Origin of the sequence: Rhodococcus sp. 1163 (assembly GCF_002091985.1) — a bacterium.
Taxonomy (GTDB): domain Bacteria; phylum Actinomycetota; class Actinomycetes; order Mycobacteriales; family Mycobacteriaceae; genus Rhodococcoides.
In genome coordinates, this window is the sequence record NZ_MKKX01000024.1 from 114,265 (window position 1) to 138,510 (window position 24,246).

At 63.3% G+C, this 24,246-nt stretch carries 18 protein-coding genes; 11 read left to right on the forward strand and 7 right to left on the reverse strand.

Annotated features, from left to right (window positions below; translation table 11 throughout):
• Positions 1–44: 44 nt before the first annotated feature.
• Genes nirB through BJD99_RS11080 form a run of 4 tightly spaced genes read left to right on the forward strand, consistent with a single transcriptional unit; the run spans position 45 to position 4,996 of the window.
• Complete coding sequence (gene nirB / locus BJD99_RS11065) at positions 45–2,576, forward strand: nitrite reductase large subunit NirB (RefSeq protein WP_084346885.1); 2,532 nt, start codon at positions 45–47, stop codon at positions 2,574–2,576.
• A gap of 57 nt (positions 2,577–2,633) precedes the next feature.
• On the forward strand, positions 2,634–3,047 hold the full coding sequence (gene nirD / locus BJD99_RS11070) for a nitrite reductase small subunit NirD (RefSeq protein ID WP_084346886.1): 414 nt from the start codon (positions 2,634–2,636) through the stop codon (positions 3,045–3,047).
• A complete protein-coding gene (locus BJD99_RS11075) occupies positions 3,044–4,264 on the forward strand; it encodes a uroporphyrinogen-III synthase (RefSeq protein WP_084346887.1) in 1,221 nt (406 codons plus the stop codon). Before nirD ends, BJD99_RS11075 begins: the two co-directional genes overlap by 4 nt.
• A complete protein-coding gene (locus BJD99_RS11080; protein WP_084346888.1) occupies positions 4,265–4,996 on the forward strand; it encodes a sirohydrochlorin chelatase in 732 nt (243 codons plus the stop codon). It begins immediately after the preceding gene.
• Here BJD99_RS11080 and BJD99_RS11085 read toward each other — a convergent pair.
• Positions 4,953–6,716 (reverse strand): NTP transferase domain-containing protein, encoded by a 1,764-nt coding sequence (locus tag BJD99_RS11085; RefSeq protein WP_084346889.1) that lies wholly within the window; start codon positions 6,714–6,716, stop codon positions 4,953–4,955. The two genes, BJD99_RS11080 and BJD99_RS11085, sit on opposite strands and share 44 nt — an antisense overlap.
• Positions 6,713–7,147: a PaaI family thioesterase gene (locus tag BJD99_RS11090; RefSeq protein ID WP_084346890.1), complete on the reverse strand. Its 435-nt coding sequence runs from the start codon at positions 7,145–7,147 to the stop codon at positions 6,713–6,715. Before BJD99_RS11090 ends, BJD99_RS11085 begins: the two co-directional genes overlap by 4 nt.
• A 209-nt stretch (positions 7,148–7,356) precedes the next feature.
• Here BJD99_RS11090 and BJD99_RS11095 point away from each other — a divergent pair, with 209 nt between their 5' ends.
• Positions 7,357–8,835 carry a PLP-dependent aminotransferase family protein gene (locus BJD99_RS11095; protein WP_084346891.1) on the forward strand — a complete coding sequence of 493 codons (1,479 nt, stop codon included), beginning with the start codon at positions 7,357–7,359 and terminating at the stop codon, positions 8,833–8,835.
• A 7-nt stretch (positions 8,836–8,842) separates the two neighbouring features.
• Here the strand turns inward: BJD99_RS11095 and BJD99_RS11100 are convergent, their stop codons facing one another.
• A complete protein-coding gene (locus BJD99_RS11100) occupies positions 8,843–9,142 on the reverse strand; it encodes an MGMT family protein (RefSeq protein WP_084346892.1) in 300 nt (99 codons plus the stop codon).
• On the reverse strand, positions 9,143–9,919 hold the full coding sequence (locus BJD99_RS11105) for an alpha/beta fold hydrolase (protein ID WP_084346953.1): 777 nt from the start codon (positions 9,917–9,919) through the stop codon (positions 9,143–9,145).
• Positions 9,920–10,030: 111 nt separating this feature from the next.
• Between BJD99_RS11105 and BJD99_RS11110 the strand changes: the two genes are divergently transcribed.
• Positions 10,031–13,411: an ATP-dependent DNA helicase gene (locus tag BJD99_RS11110; protein ID WP_084346954.1), complete on the forward strand. Its 3,381-nt coding sequence runs from the start codon at positions 10,031–10,033 to the stop codon at positions 13,409–13,411.
• Positions 13,408–16,812: an ATP-dependent DNA helicase gene (locus BJD99_RS11115; protein ID WP_084346893.1), complete on the forward strand. Its 3,405-nt coding sequence runs from the start codon at positions 13,408–13,410 to the stop codon at positions 16,810–16,812. Before BJD99_RS11110 ends, BJD99_RS11115 begins: the two co-directional genes overlap by 4 nt.
• A gap of 14 nt (positions 16,813–16,826) precedes the next feature.
• On the opposite strand, the gene BJD99_RS11120 is transcribed toward BJD99_RS11115, so the two are convergent.
• A complete protein-coding gene (locus BJD99_RS11120; RefSeq protein WP_084346894.1) occupies positions 16,827–17,213 on the reverse strand; it encodes a hypothetical protein in 387 nt (128 codons plus the stop codon).
• A gap of 110 nt (positions 17,214–17,323) precedes the next feature.
• Between BJD99_RS11120 and BJD99_RS11125 the strand changes: the two genes are divergently transcribed.
• Together BJD99_RS11125 and nudC are read left to right on the forward strand one after the other, a co-directional pair.
• Complete coding sequence (locus tag BJD99_RS11125; RefSeq protein ID WP_084346895.1) at positions 17,324–18,391, forward strand: TrkA family potassium uptake protein; 1,068 nt, start codon at positions 17,324–17,326, stop codon at positions 18,389–18,391.
• A gap of 96 nt (positions 18,392–18,487) precedes the next feature.
• Entirely contained in the window at positions 18,488–19,390 is a 903-nt protein-coding gene (gene nudC, locus BJD99_RS11130; protein WP_084346896.1) for an NAD(+) diphosphatase, read from the forward strand.
• 19 nt (positions 19,391–19,409) lie between these two features.
• On the opposite strand, the gene BJD99_RS11135 is transcribed toward nudC, so the two are convergent.
• On the reverse strand, positions 19,410–19,667 hold the full coding sequence (locus BJD99_RS11135; protein WP_084346956.1) for a mycoredoxin: 258 nt from the start codon (positions 19,665–19,667) through the stop codon (positions 19,410–19,412).
• Positions 19,668–19,769: 102 nt separating this feature from the next.
• Here BJD99_RS11135 and BJD99_RS11140 point away from each other — a divergent pair, with 102 nt between their 5' ends.
• The gene (locus tag BJD99_RS11140; RefSeq protein WP_084346955.1) at positions 19,770–21,893 is read left to right on the forward strand and encodes an ATP-dependent DNA helicase UvrD2; all 2,124 of its coding nucleotides are present in this window, start codon (positions 19,770–19,772) and stop codon (positions 21,891–21,893) included.
• A gap of 680 nt (positions 21,894–22,573) precedes the next feature.
• Positions 22,574–22,852: a WhiB family transcriptional regulator gene (locus BJD99_RS11150; protein WP_179142296.1), complete on the forward strand. Its 279-nt coding sequence runs from the start codon at positions 22,574–22,576 to the stop codon at positions 22,850–22,852.
• Positions 22,853–22,889: 37 nt separating this feature from the next.
• On the opposite strand, the gene BJD99_RS11155 is transcribed toward BJD99_RS11150, so the two are convergent.
• Positions 22,890–24,224 (reverse strand): AarF/ABC1/UbiB kinase family protein, encoded by a 1,335-nt coding sequence (locus BJD99_RS11155; RefSeq protein ID WP_084346898.1) that lies wholly within the window; start codon positions 24,222–24,224, stop codon positions 22,890–22,892.
• Positions 24,225–24,246: the final 22 nt, after the last annotated feature.

Consider the following 24,246-nt stretch of genomic DNA (forward strand, 5'->3'; position numbering starts at 1 on the left):
CCTCGAACATTGTTCGACACGAAATTTGCGAAAGGACAACTCACGTGAAGAACGCGGTGGTTGTAGGACACGGCATGGTAGGTCACCGATTCGTGGAGGCGCTCCGCGCGCGAGACACCGCGTCCGAGTGGAAGGTGACAGTGCTCTGCGAGGAGGCATTGCCCGCCTACGACAGAGTGGGGCTTTCGTCCTATGTGGGCGCCTGGGATCACCGGGAGCTCGCACTGGCGGGCAACGACTATCTCGACGACACAGGCGATCTCGGCAACACAGCCGTCGATCTGCGAATCGGTGTGCGAGCCGAGCACATCGACCGCGCAACGAAGACGGTCACGACATCGACCGGAGAGACCGTCGACTACGACGCCCTCGTATTCGCTACCGGTTCCTACCCTTTCGTTCCTCCGATCACCGGGCACGATCGCCCGGAGTGCTTCGTCTACCGCACGCTCGACGACCTGGACCGGATCAGGACCTGCGCGGACGCCGCGGGTCCAGGCGCGGTGGGTGTCGTGGTGGGCGGAGGTCTACTCGGACTCGAAGCAGCCAACGCGCTGCAGAAGATGGGCATGTCACCCCATGTCGTCGAATTCGCTCCGCGACTGATGCCGCTTCAGGTCGACGAGGGTGGTGGCGCGCTGTTGGCACGTCTGGTCACCGACCTCGGGCTGACCGTCCACACCGGTGTCGGCACCTCGTCGATCACCGAGAACGCCGATGGGGCAGGGCTTTCGGTGGAGTTGTCCGACGGCAGTGTCATCGATGCAGCGTTGCTGGTGTTCTCGGCCGGTGTGCGGCCACAGGATCGACTTGCTCGGGACTGCGGCCTCGAACTGGGTGAGCGCGGCGGAATTTTGGTGGACGTCGGTTGCCGCACGGTCGATCCCGATGTCTATGCCATCGGTGAATGTGCCGCGGTCGAAGGGACTTCCTACGGGCTCGTCGCCCCTGGCTATTCGACGGCAGAGGTCGTGGCCGACCGCTTGCTCGGCGGTGCAGCGGAATTCCCCGGTGCCGATTTGTCCACCAAGCTCAAGCTCATGGGTGTCGACGTCGCCAGCTTCGGCGACGCCATGGCTCTCACGCCGGGAGCGCTGGAGGTTGTCTTCAGTGACGCTCCCAAAGGGACGTACGCCAAGTTGGTCGTGTCCGACGATGCGAAGACTTTGCTCGGTGGAATCCTCGTCGGGGATGCTGCCGCGTACTCGATGCTTCGCCCGTTGGTCGGACGGCAACTTCCCGGCGATCCAGCATCGTTGATCTCTCCTGCTGCCGAGGAAGTCGGGATCGGTGCGTTGCCGGATGATGCGGAGATCTGTTCGTGCAACGGCGTGAGCAAGGGTGCGATCTGCAACGCGATCGCGGAGGGGGCCGGTGATCTTGCGTCGGTGAAGAGTTGCACGAACGCCGGCACGACGTGTGGGGGATGCCTTCCGTCGATCAAGGCGCTTCTTGCCGCATCGGGTGTGGTGATGTCGAAGGCGCTGTGCGAGCACTTCGGTCAGTCTCGTGCCGAGCTGTTCGAGATCGTTCGGGCGACGAACACCCGCACGTTCTCCTCGCTGATCGTCAAGTACGGCAAGGGGACTGGATGCGACATCTGCAAGCCGGTCGTAGCTTCGATCCTGGCCTCGACGTCCTCGGACCACATCCTCGACGGTGAGCAGGCATCTCTGCAGGACACCAACGATCATTTCCTGGCCAACATTCAGAAGAACGGCACGTATTCCGTTGTTCCACGTATGCCGGGAGGGGAGTGCACGGCGGAACAACTCATCGTCATCGGTGAGGTGGCACGAGATTTCGGTCTGTACACCAAGGTCACCGGTGGTCAGCGAATAGACATGTTCGGAGCCCGCGTGGAGCAGCTACCTGCGATCTGGAAGCGGTTGGTGGACGCCGGCATGGAATCCGGCCAGGCTTACGGTAAGTCGTTGCGCACGGTGAAGAGCTGCGTCGGATCGAGTTGGTGCCGTTACGGCGTCCAGGATTCGGTAGGGATGGCCGTTGACCTCGAGAATCGATACCGAGGTCTGCGCTCACCCCACAAGATCAAGTTCGGTGTCTCCGGTTGTGCTCGCGAATGTGCGGAGGCACGGAGTAAGGATGTCGGCGTCATCGCTACCGAAGGTGGTTGGAATCTGTACGTCGGCGGTAACGGTGGCCAATCGCCGAAGCATGCGCGGTTGCTCGCATCGAATCTCGACGACGCCACCCTCGTCAGCTACATCGACCGGTACCTCATGTTCTATGTCCGGACCGCGGACCGTTTGCAGCGGACGGCGCCGTGGCTCGACGCGCTCGATGGTGGTCTCGAGCATCTGAAGGCCGTCGTCTGCGAAGACAGCCTGGGGATCGGCGCCGAACTCGAGGCCGATATGGACCGCCATGTGGCCGGTTACAAGGACGAATGGGCAGGCGTTCTCGAGGACGAGGAGAAGTTGGGCAGATTCGTCTCGTTCGTGAATGTGCCCGAGGCGATCGATCCGACCATTGCGTTCGACGAGTCGGGTGAGCGCAAGGTTCCGGTGCTGATGGGGATGCCGTCATCCGAACGGATGTGCACATCTGAGTAACCGCTACTTAACGACCAAGAAACACGGGCAACGTGCAATAGCACCAGGAGGTACGTGATGACTGTCATCGAGTCTCGAACCAGCACCACCAGAAACAGGAACCAGCAGCTGCCCACGACATCGGGCACCGAATCCGCGCGCTCGTGGACTGCCGCGTGCACTGTCGACGCGCTCGTTCCTGGACGAGGCGTCGCCGTTCTGCTGAGAGGAGGCACCCAAGTGGCGTTGTTCGCCTTGCCCGATGCGCGCGTGTTCGCGGTCGGCAACATCGATCCGTTCGGCCGGGCAGCAGTCATGTCCAGGGGTCTCGTCGGCGACCGGAGCGGTGAACCCACCGTGGCCTCGCCGTTGCTCAAGCAGGTCTTCTCTCTTCTCGACGGCCGATGCCTCGACGTCAGCGACATCTCGCTCGGATCTTTCGAGACCAAGATCTCGGGCGGCGTGATTTTCGTGCGTGGCGCATCGACATGAGCTCGACTGCCGAGACCGGGGAACCTCTGGCAGGATTCGCCGTCGGTATCACCGCGTCGCGGCGCGCCGAGGAGTTCGCGACGCTACTCGTTCGGCGTGGGGCCTCGGTAATGCACGCACCGGCCATCCGGATCATTCCGCTGTCCGACGACGCCGAACTGGAACGCGTCACCGCCAGCATCATCGCCGATCCGCCGACGATCACCGTCGCAACGACGGGAATCGGATTTCGAGGCTGGATCGAGGCAGCCGACGGTTGGGGGCAGGCCGAAAGCCTTGGAGCAGCACTTGCGTCGTCGCGACTGCTGGCTCGTGGGCCGAAAGCCAAGGGGGCAATCCGTGCAGCCGACCTACGCGAAGATTGGTCACCGGCATCGGAATCTTCGACAGAAGTGCTCGAACATCTTCTCGCAGAGGGAGTCGAAGGCAAACGGATTGCGGTGCAACTCCACGGCGCAACAACGGAGTGGGAACCGGTTCCGGACTTTTGTAAGGCATTGCGTTCCGCCGGAGCCGAAGTGGTGCCCGTTCCAGTGTACCGCTGGATCGCACCGGACGACAGCGTTCCGATGGACCGCATGATCGAAGCAGTCATCGTCGGAGATCTCGACGCCATCAGCTTCACGAGTGCGCCCGCAGTGGCGTCCCTGCTGATGCGAGCACACGAGAACGGCGTTCTCGAACCTTTGCTGCAATCGATGCGTACCCGGGTGCTGCCGGTATGTGTAGGACCGATCACCGCCGCGCCTCTCGAACAACTGAACGTCGCGACGACGCAACCGGCCCGTGCTCGCCTCGGGGCGCTGGCGCGTCATATTGCGGAGGAACTACCGCGACGCGCCCAACTCATGAGCGCGGGCGGCCACATGCTGAGCGTGCGCGGTAAATGTGTCGTGGTCGACGGCGAGGTGCGTTCGGTATCCCCGGCGGGCATGGCACTGCTCAAGACTTTGTCGACGCGCCCTGGGCGAGTGGTATCCCGGGAAGATCTACTCGCATCGCTACCCGGCGGCGGGGGAGATACTCACGCCGTCGAAACGGCCATGACTCGGCTCCGCTCTGCCCTCGGCGCACCGAAGGCCATTCACACCGTGGTCAAACGAGGCTACCGGCTTGCGGTCGACGAACCCGAGGTCAGCGAGGAGTGCGAAGAGTCCGAGATGCCCGAACGAACTTCCATGTCCGCAATGCCCATCTGCGAAGGGAGCAAGTACTAGATGAAATCAGATCCTGCCCTCGTCCTGGTAGCCCACGGGACCAGAAATCCGCGCGGCGTGGAGATGATCGCCGAATTGGCCGATGCCGTGAGCGGACAGGTCGGCCCGTCGAGGGTTGCTTTCGTCGATGTACTCGGACCCTCTCCATCCGAGCTTCTTCGCGAGGTCCATGGTCCTGCCGTCGTGGTCCCGGCATTTTTGGCCTCGGGTTACCACGTACACACCGACGTACCCCGTGAGGTCACCGACAGCGGTCACCGGAGCGTGAAAGTCACTCGCGCACTCGGACCGGATCCGGTGCTCGCCAGGGTGCTGCTGGAACGACTGAGCGACGCAGGATGGCGCCCAGGGGACGCCGTCGTCCTCGCCGCAGCAGGTTCGTCCGATGCACGGGCACAACTCGAGCACCGACGTGCCGCTGACATGCTCGCGCGGATCGCCCGCGTCGAAGTCGCCGTGGCCCATATCGCCATCGCGTCCCCCGCAAACAGGGTCGTCCCAGACACAGTCACCGCCCTGCGTGCACAGGGACACGGCCGAGTGTTCCTGGCCTCGTATCTACTTGCGCGCGGCCTCTTTCACAATCGACTCGCCGAGGCAGGCGCCGACGGCGTCGCCGAACCGCTGGGTGTGCACCCCGCCATCGTCGACCTCGTCGTGGATCGATACCACGAAGGTGCTCGGCAGTTCAACGCACGATCGGCAGCAGTTCCACCGGTTCGGTCGAGCTGACGTCGGCCGGCACCACGGCCAAAGCGTCGTGATCGATCAGGTGGAGCAAATGTGCTGTGCGAACAGCGGTGTCTGCACGCCATCCGGTGCCGTCGCGCATCACCGGAACGATCCGAGCCGTCGGCGAACCCACGGCTTCCGGGTTGGTCAGGTAGCCGAGGCGAGGGGCGCTCGGAGTACGTCCGGTCAGTGCTTCGACCACAGTGGGTGCGATGAGCAGCAGAGTTCCGATGGCAGCCAACGGATTACCCGGTAGCCCCAGCACCACTCGCCCGCTCGGCAGTACCGCGGTAATCTGAGAGCCGCCCGGGCGCAACAGGATTCGACCGACCACAGTGTCGGCATCTGCGTGGACCAGTGCCGTGCGGAGTTGATCCGCGGCACCAGCTCCGGTCGCTCCGACGACGATCGTGATGTCCGCTACCATCGACGTGGTCAACAAATCCTCGAACGCGGTCGGTGAATCGGGGAGGTACACGGTGTCGACGACCGTGATGCCGCACCCGTGAAGAAATAGGGGCAGAATTGGTCCGAGCGCGTCGCGGGTCTGCCCCGCGTCGAGTGGCCCGGATGCTTGTATCTCGTTGCCGCTCAGCACAATCTGCGCGCAAACCGGGCCGCGGACCGTCAGTTCGGCGACCTCCGCGCTCAAGGCGACCGACATGACTGCAGGCGACACGGAGGTGCCGGCAGGCGCCAGCTCGGCACCGGTGTGCCAATCCTCACCGCGGCGTCGCGTGTCGTCCTGCTGCGTGACGTTCGGTGACAGTCGCAACTGTCCGGCAGAATCGAGCTCGACGAATTCGTCGCGGACCACCGAGGTTGCGCCTGCGGGAACGTGTGCGCCGGTGGCGATTCGAACAGCGTGGCCCTGCGCAATGGCCGCAAGTCCACTGGTTCCCGCATAGGCGATGTCCCCTCGAACAGTCCACGGGCCGTTGCCGGACACCGCATAACCATCCATTGCCGATATGTCCACGTAGGGGAGGGGGCGGGTAGCGATCATCGGCTCGGTCAGGACCGCTCCACGCGCCTGCAACGGTGGTACTCGTCGGGGCGCGCCAGGGGCGATTCTTTCCCGAATCCGCTTGCGGGCCTGGCCGACGGTGAGAGCCGGCGGTACGGAATCGGCGACGGCGCGTTGTGCTCGTGCCCGGTAGAGATCCTCGACGGTGTCGCAATCGGCGGATACTCCGGAAAGGTCGAGGACTGCATGGTCGTCAGGGGCGATCGATCTCATGGATCGGTTCACAAGTGTGTCTACTCGGGCCAGTGTCGCGACCAACTTCGAGCGATCCCATGCACCGAAAAGGTATTGGGTTCGGCCTGTTTCGTCACTGGCGAACATCGCACTCGCCGAGTTGATCAGTGACGCAGCGAGAAGGGCGTCGACGCTGTTCGCGTCGACGAACGGTAGGTCGGCGGCAAGAATGACCACCACATCTGACGATGATTTCTGCAGTGCGCTCAGACCGGCTGCGACCGCAGCGACCGGCCCCGATCCGGCCGGCGACTCCTGTGTCTGGTGGACACGAGAATCAAGGTCCTGCCGCGTCGGTCCCACCGTCACGATCAGATCGGCCCGCTGCACGGCCTCCACTGCGATCCCGATCATGCTTCGGCGTCCGACGGTCAACGCAGGTTTGTCGACCCCACCCATCCGCGAGCCGCGTCCGCCGGCCAGGACGATCGCGTCGAACTTCGGATCCTCGCTGTTCACGCCGGTAGTGGGACGTTCTGCAACCGAACCTGGCCACGTGCAATTGCTTTCCCGCTGTCGGATGCAGTGATGGTGACGAGCCACAGTTGCTGAATTCTGCCTTGCTGCAACGGTTCCGCCAGTACATCGACGCGGCCGCCCTTGCTGGCGCGAAGGAAGTCGGTTGCGTTGTGGACCCCGACGGCGAACTCGCCTCGTTCTTTGACCGCTTCGCTGGCTCCGATACTCGCAGCCGACTCCACTGCGGTCGTGTAGACCCCGCCGTGCACCACACCCCATGGGGTGAAGTGTTCCGGGGTGAGCTCGATATGACCCACGACGCGTGTACCCGAGACCTCGTCGACGACCAATCCGGCGCTCGCGACGAATCCACTCGCAGTGGCAAGTGCGTACTTCGCGGTCGGACGCGGATCGAATTGTCCCAGGTTCATTCTGTCAGGTTAGTGCGCGAAGTCGATTCGGGTAGCCGATGACTACGGGGTGGGCCGTCGAGACCGCACCGGCCACCACTTCGCACAATGACGGGGAGCCAGGCCAACGAGGCAACAGGGATCATCAGAAGCAGTCCTATTATCAACATGACTCATTATTGGACTGTGATAGGCGAGATTTACTAGGGCCTGTGTGTGAAACTGGACTGATGTCATCCCGAGTCGGCTCGTCCTCCGATTCCGCCGATACCCAATCCGAGGTTGATGCGCGCACGCTGGCGGGACTGATGGGATCGGTCAAGATCGAGGGGATGCCGCTCTACCGTTCGTTGGCCGATCAGCTGCGGAGAATCATCGCCGACGGCACGGTCCCGGCGGGCAAGAGACTGCCGCCCGAGCGGGTGATGTCGGCCCAACTCGGCGTCAGCCGTGTGACGGTCACCTCCGCGTACCGGGAATTACGCGAGCAAGGTTGGGCGGCAGCGATACGCGGGGCAGGCACCTTCGTCGCGGTCCCCAGTGACGGGAGTTCCTGGGTATCGATGATGGGTTCGGAGGGTTCGAGCGTCCTCGATTTCGTCAATGCGGCGCCGGAGGCCTCGCCGTTCCTTGCGGACGCTCTCGTCGATGCGGTGTCGTCACTGGCGAAGGCCATGGCAGGGCACGGTTACGCCCCACCGGGCACCTCCGATCTACGCAGAGCGATCGCGGACAGATACTCCCGTCGTGGCCTGCCCACCACGCCGGATCAGGTGTTGGTCGTCTCGGGCGCGGGCGACGCAATGCATCTCGTACTGGATACGTTCGTCAGTCCCGGTAACCGCGTCTTGATAGAGCACCCGACATATCCGGGGGCACCGGAACTATTGGAGAGCTTCGGCGCTCTTCCCGTCCCGGTGGCGGTCGACGCGGGGAACCCCGACGCGTTGGTCGACGACGTGGACCGTGCCGCGCGGCAGAACGCCCCGACACTTGCCTACTTCATGCCGGACTTCTCCAACCCGTCGGGCAACCGGATGACAGCCGATGGCAGGCGCAGACTGGCGGCGACGTTGGCTCGGCACGGCGTGTTGACCATCGTGGACGAAGTCGCCGCCGATCTGACACTGGATCATTCGGATCCACTAGAGCCCTTCGGAGTTCCCGTTCCAGGTACGGCAACCATTTCGATAGGCTCGTTGAGCAAGACGGTGTGGGGTGGGCTCCGGGTCGGATGGGTCAGATCGGATCAGCAGCTGATCTCCCGCATGGCTCGGGTGTACAACCGCCGCCAGTTGTCGGTCTCCATGGTCGAGCAAGCCACCGCTGTCCGATTGTTCGCGGTGTTCGACGATATTGTCGCCGAGCGTGTTGCGGGGTTACGCGAGCGCAGAGATCTGCTCGTCTCCCGGGTGGCTACCCAGTTGCCCGACTGGACATTTCGCGTTCCCGATGGGGGATTGTCGCTGTGGTGCGGACTGCCGCAGGGGTTGTCCTCGCAGGATCTGGTTCGTCGTGCGGCCACCCGCGATCTGCTTCTCGTCTCGGGAACCAGATTTGGAACCGGCTATGCCTTCGACGACAGGCTGCGCATTCCCTTCACCCGATCCGCTTCGGAAATCGTTGCGGCGGTGGACGTACTGGCCAAGGTGGTAACAGGAGATGTCGGCCTGCGGGCCGACGCGCCTGCCGTCGAGCACATCGTCTGAAGTTGTTCTACCCCAGATCGAAGCGGGCAGTTCGCAGGTCGACACGGCCGTCGCGAATCTCGACTCCCTCACCCTGTAGTTCGGCGAGTTGCCGTGTCGCCAGATGCGCGGCCGGTCTTCCGTCGGCGGGCACGACGCGGTGCCAAGGCAGGTCCGCCGAGTCGGTGCGCATGATCCACCCGACGGTTCGAGGACTCGACAATCCTGCGGCCGCTGCGATATCGCCGTAGGTCACAACCCTTCCCGGCGGAACCGAGGCAACGATCTCGCGTACCCGCTCGACGTGTTCCTCCGTGATCGCAGCCATCTACAGCAATTCGAGGACCAACTTGGCAACCTCTTTGGGTTTCGCCTGGGCCACCATGTGATTGCAATCCAACTGGACAAGAGTGAGATTCTCGCCCAATTGCGCGCGGAATGCGGCCTTCAGTTCCTTGCTGACGTACGGCGGCTGCACCCGCTTTGCCTGCACGACGACGGTCGGTGTATCCGTCGGCGGTACCACTAGCGGCCTGGCCAGTTCGCCCCAGGACGCGACTATTGCTGCGGTGGATATCCGCCACTTGACTCGGCCGTTGTCCATCGTCTCGAGGTGCTGTTCGACCTCGAGATCGAGTAGCGCCTGCGGTACATCGGCCCATGCACCGTTGATCTTCTCGGCTTTTGCTTCCTCGGCGTCCGTGTAGTCGGAATGCACCGCAGTCAGCTCTGCCACGTCGAGCAGGTCGACGGGGTCGAGTTCGATCGCGGGATCGAGCAGAACGAGCCCGCGGACGAGCTCGGGGTGCTTCACGGCAAGGTGGACCGCCAACGCACACCCGTACGAATGGCCGATGACGAGAACAGGACCGTGGGCATGGCTGTCGAGAAGCATCTTGAGCCCATCGACCTGCGCACCGATATCCCACGGCGGCGTCCAAGGCGAACGGCCGTGGCCGATCAGGTCTGGCGCGAGCATCCGGACCTGCGGAAGATAATTGTCGGCAAGGTCACCCCAGCGAGCACCGTGGCCGGTCATCCCATGGATTGCGAGGACCTCGGGTCCGGTGTCCGGGCCGTACTGGTGAAAGTTCAATTCTGGCACTGCTGACACTATGCCGCATCGCGGCCCGACCCACATCACGTGGACGAGAAACCGAGCATCGAACACGCGGCGGGTGAGGGTCTGTCGGTGGCGCATGATCGAATCGAATCCATGACTACGGCGAATCCGAGCGGAGTACCGACCATCAGCGGCGGCGGTACCACCACACTCGTTCGGGCGCCCAAGGTGAAGTCCCCTCGCCGGATCTGGACCGGGCCCGCTGTCCGTCTTCTTGTCAGCGATGAGAATGCGGCCCAAGCCGCTTCGACCGGATCGCCCGGATGGAACCCGTGGCAAGTCCTCGGTGGCCCGGGTACGGGAAAAACCGCGCTGGTCGCCGACTACGCGGTGTCACGGATCGAGCGAGGCGACCCAGAGTCGGTACTGGTCTTGACACAATCGAAGCGCGCTGCCACCGCGGTCCGGGAAGAAATAACTGCTGGACTGTTCGCCGGGGAGCGGGCACCACGTGCAACTCGTGAGCCACTGGTTCGGACCGTTCACTCGTATGCCTTCGCCGTTCTCCGCCTGCAGGCAGCCATCTACGGCAATCCGCCACCACGCTTGCTCACCGGCGCCGAGCAGGACGCAGTGGTTCGAGAGATGTTGCGGGGAGACATCGAAGACGGGGCCGCTGATTGGCCCGAGCGCGTGCGTCCTGCTCTCGGCATGTCGGGATTCGTCACCGCGGTTCGTGACCTGATGCTCCGCTCGGCCGAGCGTGGCCTCGGCCCGGAAGATCTCGTCAAGCTCGGGCGTCGGCACACCCGCCCCGAGTGGGTCGCAGTCGGAAAGTTCGCAGCCAGGTACGAGCAGTCGATGTTGCTGCGCGGTGCTGTCGGGGTAGAAGCAGCGGGAGCGACGGCACCTGGCCTCGATGCTGCCGAGCTCATCGGCAGCGCACTCATGGCGTTCGCCACCGACCCCGAGTTACTGGCGTCGGAGCGCGCTCGGATCAGACATCTCGTGGTGGACGATGCCCAACATCTGGACCCCCAGGCGGCGCAGCTGGTTCGTCTCATCGGCATCAACACCGAGAGCACTGTCATCGCCGGAGATCCGGACCAGTCCGTGTTCACATTCCGCGGTGCCGATCCGTCGTTCGTCGCCGATCTCGCCGAGCCTGGTTCGGAGCGACGGATCGTCCTCGATCGAAACTTCCGCAGCAGCAGCGAGATTGGCGAGATCACCGGACCGATCGCGGGCAGGCTCTCCGGGACAGGGAGACACCGAGGTGCCGAAGCGGTGGGAGAGCCACGATACGGTGCAACTCGCACCCTCGTGCAGACCCTGCCGTCAGTGGCCAAGGAAGCGGCACTCATCGCCGACACCATGCGAAGAGCGCATCTCGACAACGGAATGCCCTGGTCGGACATGGCCGTCGTAGTGCGATCCGTGCCCAGGACGATTGCGCCACTGCGACGGGCGTTGCAGTCCGCGGGTGTACCGATCGTCACCCCTGCCTCCGAAATTCCCGTCCATCGGCAACACGGGGCGGTCGGTCTGCTGCTCGTGCTGCGTGCGATCGTCGACGAATCCTTCGACGGCGAAGACGCTTTGGCATTGTTGTCCGGCCCGATCGGCGGTGCGGATCCGGTGAGCCTGCGCCGGTTGCGCCGCGGAATACGCCGTATCGAGCTTTCCTCGGGAGGCGAACGCGACTCCGCCGAACTGCTGCGCTCCGTGATCGTCGAGGCTGCACAACCCCCTGAGTCTGCACAACCGACTGACTCCGACGACCGCGACGCGTCGGCCCGTCCCAGTGCCCGCTTTGTCGCAGCGTTGTCCGATGTCGAATCCGCGCCGCTGCGCAAGGTACTCGGTGTCGTCCGTAAAGCGTCCGCGCGTCGAGGTCGCGGAGTCGAGGACGTGCTGTGGGCAGCGTGGCAGGCATCGGGGTTGGAGAGGCGCTGGGCCGCCAGTTCGACGCGGGGTGGATCCACTGGTGCGCAGGCCGATCGGGATCTCGATGCCGTCGTCGCGTTGTTCGAATCAGCCGCCTCGTATGTCGACCGGTTACCCCAGGCGGGACTCTCAGGGTTCGTCGATTACATCTCCGGACAGCAGATTTCGACGTCCAACTCCATCCGTTCGACCGTGCAACCCGATGCGGTCACGGTGCTGAGTGCGCACTCGGCAGCTGGTCGGGAGTGGGAACTGGTCGCTGTCGCGGGCGTTCAGGAAGGTTTGTGGCCGGGTCTGCGCTCGCGGGGAAGTCTTCTCGGTACCGAGGCCCTGGTCGACCTCGCTGCCGGAATCGCCGATGCCGGCGAGCTCATCGATGACAAGCTGTCGAAGACCGCACCCCTGCTGGCAGCGGAACGCAAGCTGTTTCTCCTCGCCTGCTCCCGCGCGCGGTCGGTGCTACTGGTGACCGCCGTGGATTCGAGTACCGGAGACACCGATCTGGTGAGGTCCCGGTTCATCGACGAGCTCCAGGGGCGGGGAGAGCCGGACCTCGATGCGCCCCACACCCCGCCGGCATACGTGTCCGGTCGCATCCTGGCACTGCCGATGCTCGTCGCCGAATTACGCAGCGCGGTATGCGATCCGATTGTCGCAGAACAGGATCCAGCCAAACACGAGCGGGCTGCGCAGCAACTTGCTCGGCTGGCACGGGCGGGTGTCAAAGGGGCGGACCCAAAAGAGTGGTTCGGTATCGGTGGAGTCAGTACCGACTCTCCGCTGTGGACCATCGAAGACGGGCCGGTACCGCTCTCACCCTCCACGGTCGAGCAGCTCACCACGTGCCCTCTGCGTTGGATGCTCGATCGGCACGGCGGAAACGACGGCGCCAATTCGCACGCCGTCACCGGCACCCTGGTGCATACCCTCGTGCAGGCTGTGGCAGGCAAGATGCCACCGGAACAGGTTCGGCGGGCACTCGAAACTGCCTGGGATGGCGTGGACTTGGGCTCACAATGGTATTCGCGCCACGAGCTGCAAAGAACCGAAGCCATGTTGAATACCTTCGAGGCATGGCTTCGCGGTACTCGCGGCGAACTCACCGAAATAGGCGTCGAAGTCCAGGTCGAGGGAATCCTGGAGTCACGGTCCGAAGGAGAGCCGTCGGTTGCTCTCCGCGGACGGATCGACAGACTCGAGCGTGATGCCGACGGACGGCCCGTGATCATCGACGTCAAGACTGCCAAAACCGTGATGTCGAAAGAAGACGCCCGCAGACATAGTCAGCTCGCGACGTATCAGGTCGCCGCCGCGGCGGGTGCCATCGAAGGTGAGCCTGCGGGAGAACCCGGGGGAGCGCGATTGGTGTTCGTGGCCAAATCCCACAACAAGGATGGGGCGACGCAGCGAATCCAGCCGGCACCGACACCGGAGATCCTCGAGGAATGGCGAAATGCCGTGCACGAGGCCGCGTCCGCGACACAGGGGCCGACGTTCGTCGCGTTCGTCAACGACGGGTGTCGACACTGCCCCGTGAAATCGAGTTGCCCAGCGCACGAGACCGGCAGACAGGTGACCGACCGATGATGGCTCGTCCCAAGAATCGGGCTCCGATCGACGTCGGTTCGGCTCGGATCGATCCGATCGAATTGGCGAGCGCTCTCGGTCAGAAGCATCCACCGACACCTGAACAAGCCGCTGTCATCGCATCTGCGTTCGGACCGACACTCGTGGTCGCGGGAGCCGGCGCCGGTAAGACCGAAACGATGGCGGCCCGAGTGGTGTGGATGGTGGCCAACGGCTTCGTGGACCCGGACAGCGTCCTCGGGCTCACCTTCACCAGAAAGGCTGCCCAGCAACTGACGTCGAGAATCCGAGCCCGCCTGGCGCGGCTGGCCGGATCGGATGTCGTGCGTGCACTCGACCCCAGTCTGCAGCTGCGCGACCGTATCGTGAGCGGAGAACCGGAGGTCAGCACCTATCACTCGTACGCCGGACGATTGTTGACCGAACACGGACTCCTGTTGCCGATCGAGCCTTCTGCCACGTTGCTCTCGGAGACCGAACTGTGGCAACTCGCCCACCGCGTCGTCAGCACCTGGGACGGCGAACTCGATACCGACCGCAACCCGACGTCGATCACCGAGACCGTGCTGGCGCTGTCGGGGCAACTCGCCGAGCACCTTGTCGATCCCGATGATTTGCGACAGGCGCACACCGATCTGGACAAGCTCGTGCATACTCTCGCGCCAGGTGCTGGTCAGCGCGGCGGACCCACTAAAGAACTTCTCGACATTCTCGATGCGCAACATAAGCGAGTTGCGTTGTTGCCCCTAGTGAACCGTCTCGCCGAGACACTTCGACGTGAGGGGGCACTCGACTTCGGGAGTCAGATGTCCATGGCTGCACGAGTGGCCGCTGAGCATCCCGAGGTAGGCCGATCCGAGCGGGAACGATTCCGCTTGGTGCTGCTCGACGAATACCAGGACACCGGGCACGCTCAAAGAGTCTTGCTGTCTTCACTGTTCGGAGGAGGTTCCGATTCCACCCTTGCCCTGACAGCAGTGGGAGATCCGATGCAGTCGATCTACGGCTGGCGTGGTGCTTCGGCGGCCAACCTTCCGCGTTTCGCGACGGATTTTCCGTTGGTGGGAGGTGCACCTGCCCCGCGGCTCGAGCTCTCGACCAGTTGGCGCAACCCACCGGAGGCGCTCGAGCTGGCCAACCTCGTCACGGCGCCGCTCCGGCAAACAGGAGTCAGTGTGGCGACACTTCGCGCCCGACCGGGGGCCACACCTGGTGATGTTCGATTGACGGTCACCGACACAGTGCTCAGTGAACGTGAGTGGGTGGGCGATCGGATAGCAGCGGAGTATCGGGCCGCTGCAGAGAACGGACGCACGCCCCCCACAGCGGCGGTACTGGTGCGGCGCAACGCGGACGCCGAACCGATTGCCGAGGTTCTGCGTGAACGAGGCCTCCCGGTGGAGGTCGTGGGGCTCGGCGGCTTGCTCCACATCCCCGAAGTCGCCGACGTGATCGCGATGCTCAGGGTCGTGGCCGATCCGTTGGCAGGGAGCGCAGCAATGCGAATTCTCACCGGGTCCCGCTGGCAAATCGGTGCCGCGGACCTTCGTGCGCTTTCTCGCCGGGCCAGAGAACTGGGCATCAGGTCCGGCTATGGGGCAGTAGGACGCGTCGAGGATGCCGCCGAACTGGATGCTGCGCTCGGGAGCTCGTTGCCCGGCGAGCACTCCGAAGATGCGGGTCTGGCGGACGCAATCGCCGATCCAGGCCCGGCAGAGCACTATTCGGAGGTCGGCCGACGACGTATCACTGCACTCGCAGCAGAGCTGCACACGTTGCGTGACCGTATCGGTCAGCCGTTGACCGAGCTCGTCGCAGACATCGAACGGCTGATGGGAATCGGGACCGAGGCTCAGGCGCGCACACCGTTCGCAACCGGTGGAGACGTCGGCCGGGAACATCTCGACGAGTTCGCCGGTGTCGTTGCTGATTACGCAGACAACCCCAAGGCGACGATTACAGGGTTTCTTTCGTTCCTCTCGGCCGCGGAAACAGTCGAGAACGGTTTGGCTCCCGGCGAGGTCGAGGTGTCTCCACATCGCGTGCAGGTGCTCACGGTGCACTCGGCGAAGGGGTTGGAATGGGAAGTCGTTGCTGTCCCTCATGTCTCGAAAGGGGTGTTCCCGTCGTCGACTGCGTCGTCGACCTGGCTCGGCGCAATGGCCGAGCTGCCGCCTGCCCTCCGGGGAGACAGAGCGCTCGATGCGGAGGGTTCCGACGGTGTGCCCGTGTTGGATCTGAGTGAGCTTTACACCAGGAAGGATCTCCAGGAAGCTGTCGGTCGGCACAAGGACGCGCTGGCACGTCGCCGTCTCGCCGAGGATCGACGATTGTTCTACGTTGCGCTTACCCGAACGGAGCGCGCGCTGTTCGTTTCCGGCCACCAGTGGGACGAGAGCAGTTCCAAGCCTCGTGGTCCGTCCCCGTTCCTGGACGAGCTGAAGAAGTTCGTCGACGAGTCCGCCGTCACAGGATCCGAGCCGGTTGCGGTGATCGACGGATGGGCTCCAGCACCCGAAAGCGGTACCACCAATCCGCTGAGCGCAGAACCGCATTCAGCGATCTGGCCACGCGACCCACTCGGTGCACGTCGCCCTGCCGTGGAGAACGGTGCGCGATCGGTGATCGCGGCGCTTTCGGCATCAACGTCGCAGCATGAGGCGGAGCCAGATAGCCTCGCAGATCCTGAGGATTGGGCCGCCGATGTGGATGCCCTCCTGGCCGAACGCGAGGAGCGCTTTCACCCGGCAGTGACCGTTGCGTTGCCCGAGAATCTTTCGGTGAGCCAATTGGTCGACCTCGCCGCAGATCCCGATGCGTTGGCCGAACGGCTCCGACGACCGCTACCGTTCCCGCCGAACCCACTCGCGCGGCGCGGGACAGCCTTTCACGCGTGGATCGAACGGCGTTTCGGGGCAACTCGATTGCTCGACCTGGACGAACTTCCAGGCTCTGCGGACAACGGCGCGGCGGCCGACATCGATCTGGAGACTCTGCAGCACGCGTTTCTCGCGTCCGATTGGGCGCTCCGGAGCCCGATCGAAGTCGAGGTTCCCTTCGAAACATCTGTCGCGGGCACAGTTCTGCGCGGTCGCATCGATGCGGTGTTCGCCGATTCGGACGGAGGCTGGACGGTCATCGATTGGAAGACCGGAAAGGAACCGACAGCCACCGAAGAGGAGTCGGTGGTCATGCAGCTGGCGGCCTATCGAATTGCCTGGGCCGAATTGATGTCCGCTGCGCGCCCCGAATCGGACCCTGTCCCGCTCGACAAGGTTCGTGCGGCGTTCCACTACGTGCGCAGCGGCCGTACTGTCGCCCCGAGTGACCTGCCGGATGTCAAGACGCTCGCCGCGCTCATAGACGGAACCGCGCACGTGGAATTGGGCAGTGAGGCATAGGCTTTCGACGCGATCTAGGATGCGTTACGGCGCGCCTCCAGTGCTTGGGTCACCAACGGTATTTGAAGGGGGAGCCGGGCTATCAACGCAGCCTTGACCACGGGGGAGGTCTTCGGATTCTGGACATACCGTCGTGCAAGGTCGATGTTCGCGGGGAATAAGGCTACGAAGAGCGCGGCGGCCAGTGCACCGCCGAGGCGTCTGGTCCGCGGCACCGCGAGCGTCGCGGCGACGGCGAGTTCGGCCACCCCCGATACCTGGGTGTAGGTCCGTGCTTTGCCCGGTAATGCAGCAGGAACCTGAATGTCGAAGTACTGGGGCGTAACGAAGTGGAGAACACCTGCGCCGCCCAATATCGCTGCGAGGCGGACTGCTGCAGCCTGGCTTTTGTGCTCGCTCATGCATATACCGTCCCACACTGGTACGAGGGACACTCTCCGCAGCGGTACTACGAAGCACTCGAACAGGGTTACGCTGCCAGCCGTGGATGACATCGACGTAGGTAGCCGACGTGGCAGGTAGGCTACGAGCGCGTCTGAGCGCCGGGGACACGCTGACCGACAGACCCGACTTTGCACTCGTGGGTGTACTTCGCGTGCCCGAACTACAGAGCAGTCCGTGGCGCGCAATCTACCGACGCATTCTGGTCGCACTGGCAGTGTTGCTTTTCGCGGCGTTGGTCGTATGGGTCGATCGTGACGGATACATAGACGCGCAGGGCGACGAACTCTCGTTCCTCGACTCCCTCTACTACGCAACCGTCTCGCTCTCCACGACCGGCTACGGTGACATCACACCGATCACGCCGTCGGCGCGACTGGTAAATATTCTCGTCCTCACGCCGCTACGAATCTTCTTCCTCATCTTGTTGGTCGGTACGACGCTCGCGGTACTCACCGAGCGCTCCCGGCAGGCATTCAAAATTCAGCGTTGGAGGCACAAAGTGCGCAATCACACCGTGGTCATCGGCTTCGGAACCAAGGGCCGCACTGCTGTGGACGCCATGCTGGGTGACGGTGTCCCTGCGTCGGAGATCGTGGTGGTCGATACCGATCCAGCCGTGCTGGAATCGGCGTCGAGCATGGGGCTGGTGACCGTGCACGGTTCGGCCACCAAGTCCGATGTTCTGCGGTTGACCGGTGCTCAGCACGCGGCTGCGATCATCGTCGCCACCAACCGGGACGATACCGCGGTCCTGGTGACGCTGACTGCGCGCGAGATCGCGCCCAAAGCGAAGATCGTCGCGGCGATCAGGGAAGCAGAGAACACCCACCTGCTGCGGCAATCAGGTGCCGACTCGGTGGTCGTGTCTTCCGAGACTGCGGGCAGACTGCTGGGAATCGCAACGACGACGCCGAACGTCGTGGAAATGATCGAGGATCTTCTGACTCCCGAGGCGGGCTTCGCCATCGCCGAACGTGAAGTCGAACGCGACGAGGTCGGGGGTTCTCCTCGCCACCTGACCGACATCGTTCTGGGGGTTGTCCGCAGCGGCAAGCTCTTCCGTGTCGGATCGCCCGAGGTCGATGCAGTCGAGGCGACCGACCGGTTGCTCTACATTCGTCGCGTCGGCGACTGACGGCGAGATGTCGAGCACGCGAACCTGCGTAGTCGCTCGGCGTAGTCGCTCCAGTCCTACGGCAGGGTCCGATGCGTCCACGATAGTGTCGTCGTTGTGCCACGATTCGAACTTGCTCAACCCCCGCTTCTGTCACGGTCGCCGCTCGATCGCGCCGAGGAGTCGAGAAAAGATACCGAAACTCTGCGGGCGGGCTGGCCGACCGCGAAAGTAGTGCAGATCGATCACCGAGGTCGGTTCCGGATCGATGCATCGCGCCTCGTCTACACACCTACCTCCGAGGTTGCGGCCGAGCCTGCGTTGGATGCGGTCTTTCTCGGAATTCGAGACGGCCACCATCTTTGGGCTCAGCGCGTAGGCGCCCTGACCGGTGAGTTGGGGGATCTACGAACAATTGGAGAGCGTCTCGACGAGACCGAGTTGTCGATTCTCACCACCGCGCTCGCGATCCTCAACTGGCACGCCAGAGCGAGTTTCAGCGCCATCGACGGGGCGGCGACCACACCGTCGGCCGCAGGATGGTCGAGGACGAGCACGTCCGACGGTCACGAGGAGTTTCCTCGCACGGACCCCGCGGTCATCTGTCTGGTTCACGACGGCGCCGACCGGGTCCTCCTCGCTCGTGCACCGACGTGGCCCGAGCGAAGGTTCTCCATTCTGGCGGGATTCGTCGAGGCGGGGGAGTCCCTGGAAACATGTGTCGTCCGTGAGATCTCCGAAGAGGTCGGCATCACCGTGTCCGACATCACCTACCTGGGAAGTCAGCCGTGGCCTTTTCCCCGGTCGGTGATGATCGGCTTCTCGGCAGTTGGCGACCCGGAAGTGCCCCTGCAATTTCTGGACGGCGAAATTGTGGAGGCTCATTGGTTCGACCGTGAGGAAGTGCGAGCGGCGCTGAAGTTGGGGGACTGGGCAGCCGATTCCGATTCACGGTTGCTACTCCCCGGATCCATTTCCATCGCACGCGGAATGCTCGAGGCCTGGGCCGCCGCCGATTAGCGGTCTCGACCCGGGCGCCTTACATCGACAAAGCGCTTTTCACAGCCGCGAGTGAGGGATTGGTTGCAGTGGTGCCGTCGGCGAACAGCACGGTGGGGACGATGTGGTTGCCTCCGTTGACACTGCCCACGAACTCTGCCGACGCCGGATCTTTCTCGATGTCGATCTCTTTGTACTCGATACCGGCTTCGTCCAGTTGGGTCTTCAGTCTGCGGCAGTAGCCACACCACGTAGTGGAGTAGACGGTGAGAGCGGCCTGGGTTTCGGGGGTAGTCACGAGGATATTCAACACCGTCCGGTGTGTGATTGTTCCATCGCAACACTCGGGCAGCCGGCGTCCGTAACCGCGCTCCAAGAACCGTCGGTGCCTCCTGACATGATGGTCGGCATGCCAGTGGACTCGATGATCGCCGGGTTGGATCCCGAACAGTCTGCTGCCGTGTCGGCGCCACGTGGTCCCGTGTGTGTTCTGGCAGGTGCAGGAACAGGTAAAACTCGGACCATCACCAGGCGGATTGCGCACCTGGTCTCGGCCGGGCACGTCTCGGCGGGCCAGGTGCTTGCGGTGACCTTCACCGCACGCGCGGCAGGGGAGATGCGTGGCCGCCTCCGCGAGTTGGGTGTCGGTGGTGAAGGCCCGCCGGTGCAAGCGCGAACCTTTCACGCTGCTGCGCTCAGGCAGCTCAAATACTTCTGGCCGCAGGTTGTCGGTGACACCGGCTGGCAACTGCTCGATCGCAAGTTCGCACTGGTGAGTCAGTCCGCCCATCGTGCGGGTGTGTCGACGTCCACCGATTCGATCAGGGACCTGGCGGGCGAAATCGAATGGGCCAAAGGTTCGCTCGTTGCGCCCGAGGACTATCCCGCGGTAGCGGCACGCCTGCATCGAGAAGTTCCCATGGATGCGTCGAAGGTCGCATCGGTCTACGCAGGCTACGAGGACCTCAAGACTCATGGCGGCGACGGCATGTTGCTCGATTTCGACGACCTGCTGTTGCACACTGCGGCTGCTCTCGAGGAGCACTCCGCGGTCGCTGACGAATTTCGCGAGCGATACCGATGCTTCGTGGTGGACGAGTACCAGGACGTGACGCCGCTTCAGCAGCGAGTCCTCGATGCTTGGCTCGGAGAACGCGATGATCTCACCGTCGTCGGAGATGCGAATCAGACTATTTATTCCTTCACCGGTGCAACCCCGCGATACCTCCTCGACTTCTCCCGACGCTTCCCCGACGCCACAGTTGTCCGACTCGAGCGCGACTACCGTTCGACACCCGAGGTCGTGTCGTTGGCCAACCGAGTCATCGGCGCAGCGCGAGGACGCATCGCCGGTACCCGGTTGCAGTTGATCGGGCAGCGGCCGTCAGGGCCGGAACCAGAGTTCTTCGAATACGACGACGAGCCGGCCGAGGCCGACGGAGTCGCCCGCGCTGTGAAGAGATTGATTTCTTCGGGTGTGGCACCTTCGGAAATTGCGGTGCTGTATCGGATCAACGCTCAGTCGGAGGTTCACGAGCAGGCGTTGACGGAAATGAAGATCCCGTATCAGGTTCGAGGCGGCGAAGGATTCTTCAACAGACCGGAAGTTCGCCAGGGTATTTCTGCTTTGCGCACGGCGTCGGGTCGAGACGATCTCCCGATGGAGTCCAAGTCGGGTAAGGGTGTGCCCGCACTCGTGCGCGCTGTTCTCGCACCGCTCGGTCTGACCGCAACCGAACCAGCAGGTGCTCAGGCTCGTGAGAAATGGGCGTCGCTAGGCGGTCTGGTTCAGGTGACCGAGGAACTGCTGGCGCAGGATCCCGAGTTGGACCTCGATCGTCTCTTGGGTGAACTCGCAGCGCGTGCCGAGGCGCGGCATCCACCGGTTGTACAAGGCGTCACCCTTGCCTCCCTGCACGCAGCGAAAGGTCTGGAATGGGATGCAGTGTTCCTCGTCGGACTTGCCGACGGAACGCTTCCCATCTCGCACGCGCTGGGCAATGATCCGAGTTCGAGCAATGATGCTGCCATCGAAGAAGAGCGGCGGCTCCTCTACGTCGGTGTCACGCGCGCGAGGGAGCATCTTCACCTGTCGTGGGCGTTGGCCCGCAACGAGGGCGGGCGGAAGTCGCGTCGGCGATCTCGCTTTCTCAACGGATTGATTCCGGAGGACTCACCTGCGTCTCGGATTGCAGCACCTGCCACGAAGAAGTCCGGCCCCAAGTGCCGCCTGTGTGGGAAGCCGTTGATCGGTTCCGCCGCAACGATGTTGGGTAGATGTGAAAGCCATCCGTCGGATGTCGATGTCGAGCTTCTCGACGCGTTGAAGTCGTGGCGGCTGGACAAGTCCCGCGAGTTGAAGGTGCCCGCATACGTTGTGTTCAGCGACACGACTTTGACGGCGATCGCAGAACAGCTTCCACAGGACGATCGCGGTCTCGTCGCCATCCCCGGCATCGGTGCCAAGAAGCTCGAGCGGTTCGGTGAGGATGTGCTGACGGTGGTTCGCTCCTCGGCCAAGTAAATGGTGTCGCTACCGCAAAACTGCAGGTAGAAAATAGCTTGTGCCGTTCGAAGCGTGGGGTTTAGTCTGTTTCCACCGCCCGTGGTAGACCGCGAGCGGTAAATATTCACTTGGTGAACGAATTATCCATTGGTCGAAGAGGAGGTGGGAGAAACAATGAAGAATCACATTTTCGTTGCTGATGAGACGCGCGCTGTTCGGTCCGTGCCTCTGGCTCGTGTTTCTGCCTACCTCGCCACAGCCGGAGCAACCATTGGTGCCGGTGCCACCCCAGCAGGGATTGACACGATGACTGCGCACTGGCCAGTCCAGGTAGCAGGCGCAGCAGTACGTCCCGCAGCGGCAGCAGCCTTTCATCGCCGAGCACACAGTACGTCCGTGATCGAAGGTCGATATCGAGGAAAGTCTCGATAGGAACGCTTCGAGAATCGCCTCCGAAGGCCACGGACCCGCTCACGCGGACCGTGGCCATTTTTGTTCGAGAAGACCCCCTCCTGACTCGAACGTTCGGCCCAGGGTTCGCACAGAAGTCGCAGAACCGCACATACGCCGTACGACAAGTAGAGGAGACTGACGTGTCTACCGTCATAACCCGGACGACATGCCGATACGAGGTCGAGAGTTCGACCGAGTCACATTCGAGCGCAGCACGTATCGCTGCGTCACCGCAGCATGTAACGATATCGACTGATAATGGAATTCTCTTCGGAGTCGAAGTACCCTGCCGGGCAGACGATCCCGACTTGTGGTTCGCGGACAGTCCACATGAACTGGAGCGAGCCAAGGAGTTGTGCCTCGAGTGCCCCATCCGCCGCATGTGTTTGAGTGCCGCACTCGATCGCGCCGAACCATGGGGTGTGTGGGGCGGCGAGATACTAGATCAGGGTGTCGTCATTGCCCGTAAACGTCCGCGTGGTCGGCCCCGGAAAGACAGGAGCAACCAACGGGAGGTTGCGTGAGATCGGTATAGGATGCCCGGCGTGTGCGTCGGTTCGATCAGCCTTCGCTCGACTGAGCGTCGTCGTCGGTGAAGCCGGGCATCCATTCGGTCAAGATCGACATGTAGGGCGCGTATGCGTCCAATTGTGCACAGATACCGACCAGGCCACCGAGAACTCGGAAGATCATGATGTATTCGGCAGGCATATTCAGTGCGCGAACTGTTTTGAGCTGCGCGCTGTCGAATTCAGCTGCGGAACCCGCTGCCTTCTGAAGCCATGCGCGCGTGAAGTGGAATGTATCCGTGCGAATCGGATCTGTGAACGGCCGTAGATAGTCCGATATTTCCGTCGCGGTCACAGTGCGCCCCGGAATGACGAATCCATTGTCGGTACACAGTTCGACCAACTCGTCGAATCGTTCCTCGCGCGCCAACCGAACCATCCTGCCCAGCACCGGCGGCAAGCCGTTCGGCATCGGTGCGGTCGCACCGAAGTCGATGACGCCGAGTCGGCCGTCGGGCAGCAGCATGAAGTTTCCAGGGTGCGGATCGGCGTGTAGTAGACCTGCCCGTGCCGGAGCCGCAAAAGCGAACAACGCCAGCAGAGCTCCCGCGTCGTTGCGTTGCTGTGCTGTTCCGCCCGCGATGATGGTGGCCAGCGGTGTACCGCTCATCCACTCGCTGACCAGGACCTTCGGCGCGCTGGCGACGACACGGGGTACCGCGAATTGTGGGTCACCGTCGAATTCTTGCGCGAAAGCCCGCTGGTTGGTTGCCTCGATACGGTAATCGAGTTCGTCCTCGGTCCGAGCTATCAATTCTTCGAGAACGGGCTTGACGTCTGCGCCGGTGAAGATGGCGCTGAAGGTGTTGGCAAAACGCGACAACGTCTTCAGGTCCGCACGCAAAGCGTCGTCTGCGCCTGGGTACTGAACCTTGACCGCGACGTCTCGACCGTCCGCCCAGACCGCGCGGTGAACCTGTCCGATGCTCGCCGACGCCACCGGAGTGTCGTCGAAAGAAATAAATCGGGATCGCCACGTGGTGCCGAGCTGCCGGTCGAGCATCCGATGCACTTTGTCCGCTGGTAGGGGCGGTGCATCCGCCTGGAGCTTGGTGAGCGCCTCGCGATAAGGCTCAGCGAACTCCTCTGGGACGGCGGCCTCCATCACGCTGAGTGCCTGCCCGAACTTCATTGCGCCACCCTTGAGTTCGCCGAGCACCGAGAAGAGTTGCTCGGCTGCTTTGGCGGCTAGTGCGCTGTCGATTTCTTGGCGATTGCCGCCGGCAAGCTTCTTCCCGAAGCCCACCGCGGCCCGCCCGGCGATACCGATCGGAATTCGTGCGAGCTTGGCAGTTCGGGCTGAGCCGCGGCGAGGAATGTCTGACACATACCCATCATGGCTGAACGAA

Excerpts from the sequence above, each read along its gene's own strand:
- nirD (WP_084346886.1), top strand. The coding sequence starts at position 2,634 with ATGACTGTCATCGAGTCTCGAACCAGCACCACCAGAAACAGGAACCAG.
- BJD99_RS11075 (WP_084346887.1), top strand. The coding sequence starts at position 3,044 with ATGAGCTCGACTGCCGAGACCGGGGAACCTCTGGCAGGATTCGCCGTC.
- BJD99_RS11080 (WP_084346888.1), top strand. The coding sequence starts at position 4,265 with ATGAAATCAGATCCTGCCCTCGTCCTGGTAGCCCACGGGACCAGAAAT.
- BJD99_RS11090 (WP_084346890.1), bottom strand. The coding sequence starts at position 7,147 with ATGAACCTGGGACAATTCGATCCGCGTCCGACCGCGAAGTACGCACTT.
- BJD99_RS11095 (WP_084346891.1), top strand. The coding sequence starts at position 7,357 with ATGTCATCCCGAGTCGGCTCGTCCTCCGATTCCGCCGATACCCAATCC.
- BJD99_RS11100 (WP_084346892.1), bottom strand. The coding sequence starts at position 9,142 with ATGGCTGCGATCACGGAGGAACACGTCGAGCGGGTACGCGAGATCGTT.
- BJD99_RS11110 (WP_084346954.1), top strand. The coding sequence starts at position 10,031 with ATGACTACGGCGAATCCGAGCGGAGTACCGACCATCAGCGGCGGCGGT.
- BJD99_RS11115 (WP_084346893.1), top strand. The coding sequence starts at position 13,408 with ATGATGGCTCGTCCCAAGAATCGGGCTCCGATCGACGTCGGTTCGGCT.
- BJD99_RS11120 (WP_084346894.1), bottom strand. The coding sequence starts at position 17,213 with ATGAGCGAGCACAAAAGCCAGGCTGCAGCAGTCCGCCTCGCAGCGATA.
- BJD99_RS11140 (WP_084346955.1), top strand. The coding sequence starts at position 19,770 with ATGGTCGGCATGCCAGTGGACTCGATGATCGCCGGGTTGGATCCCGAA.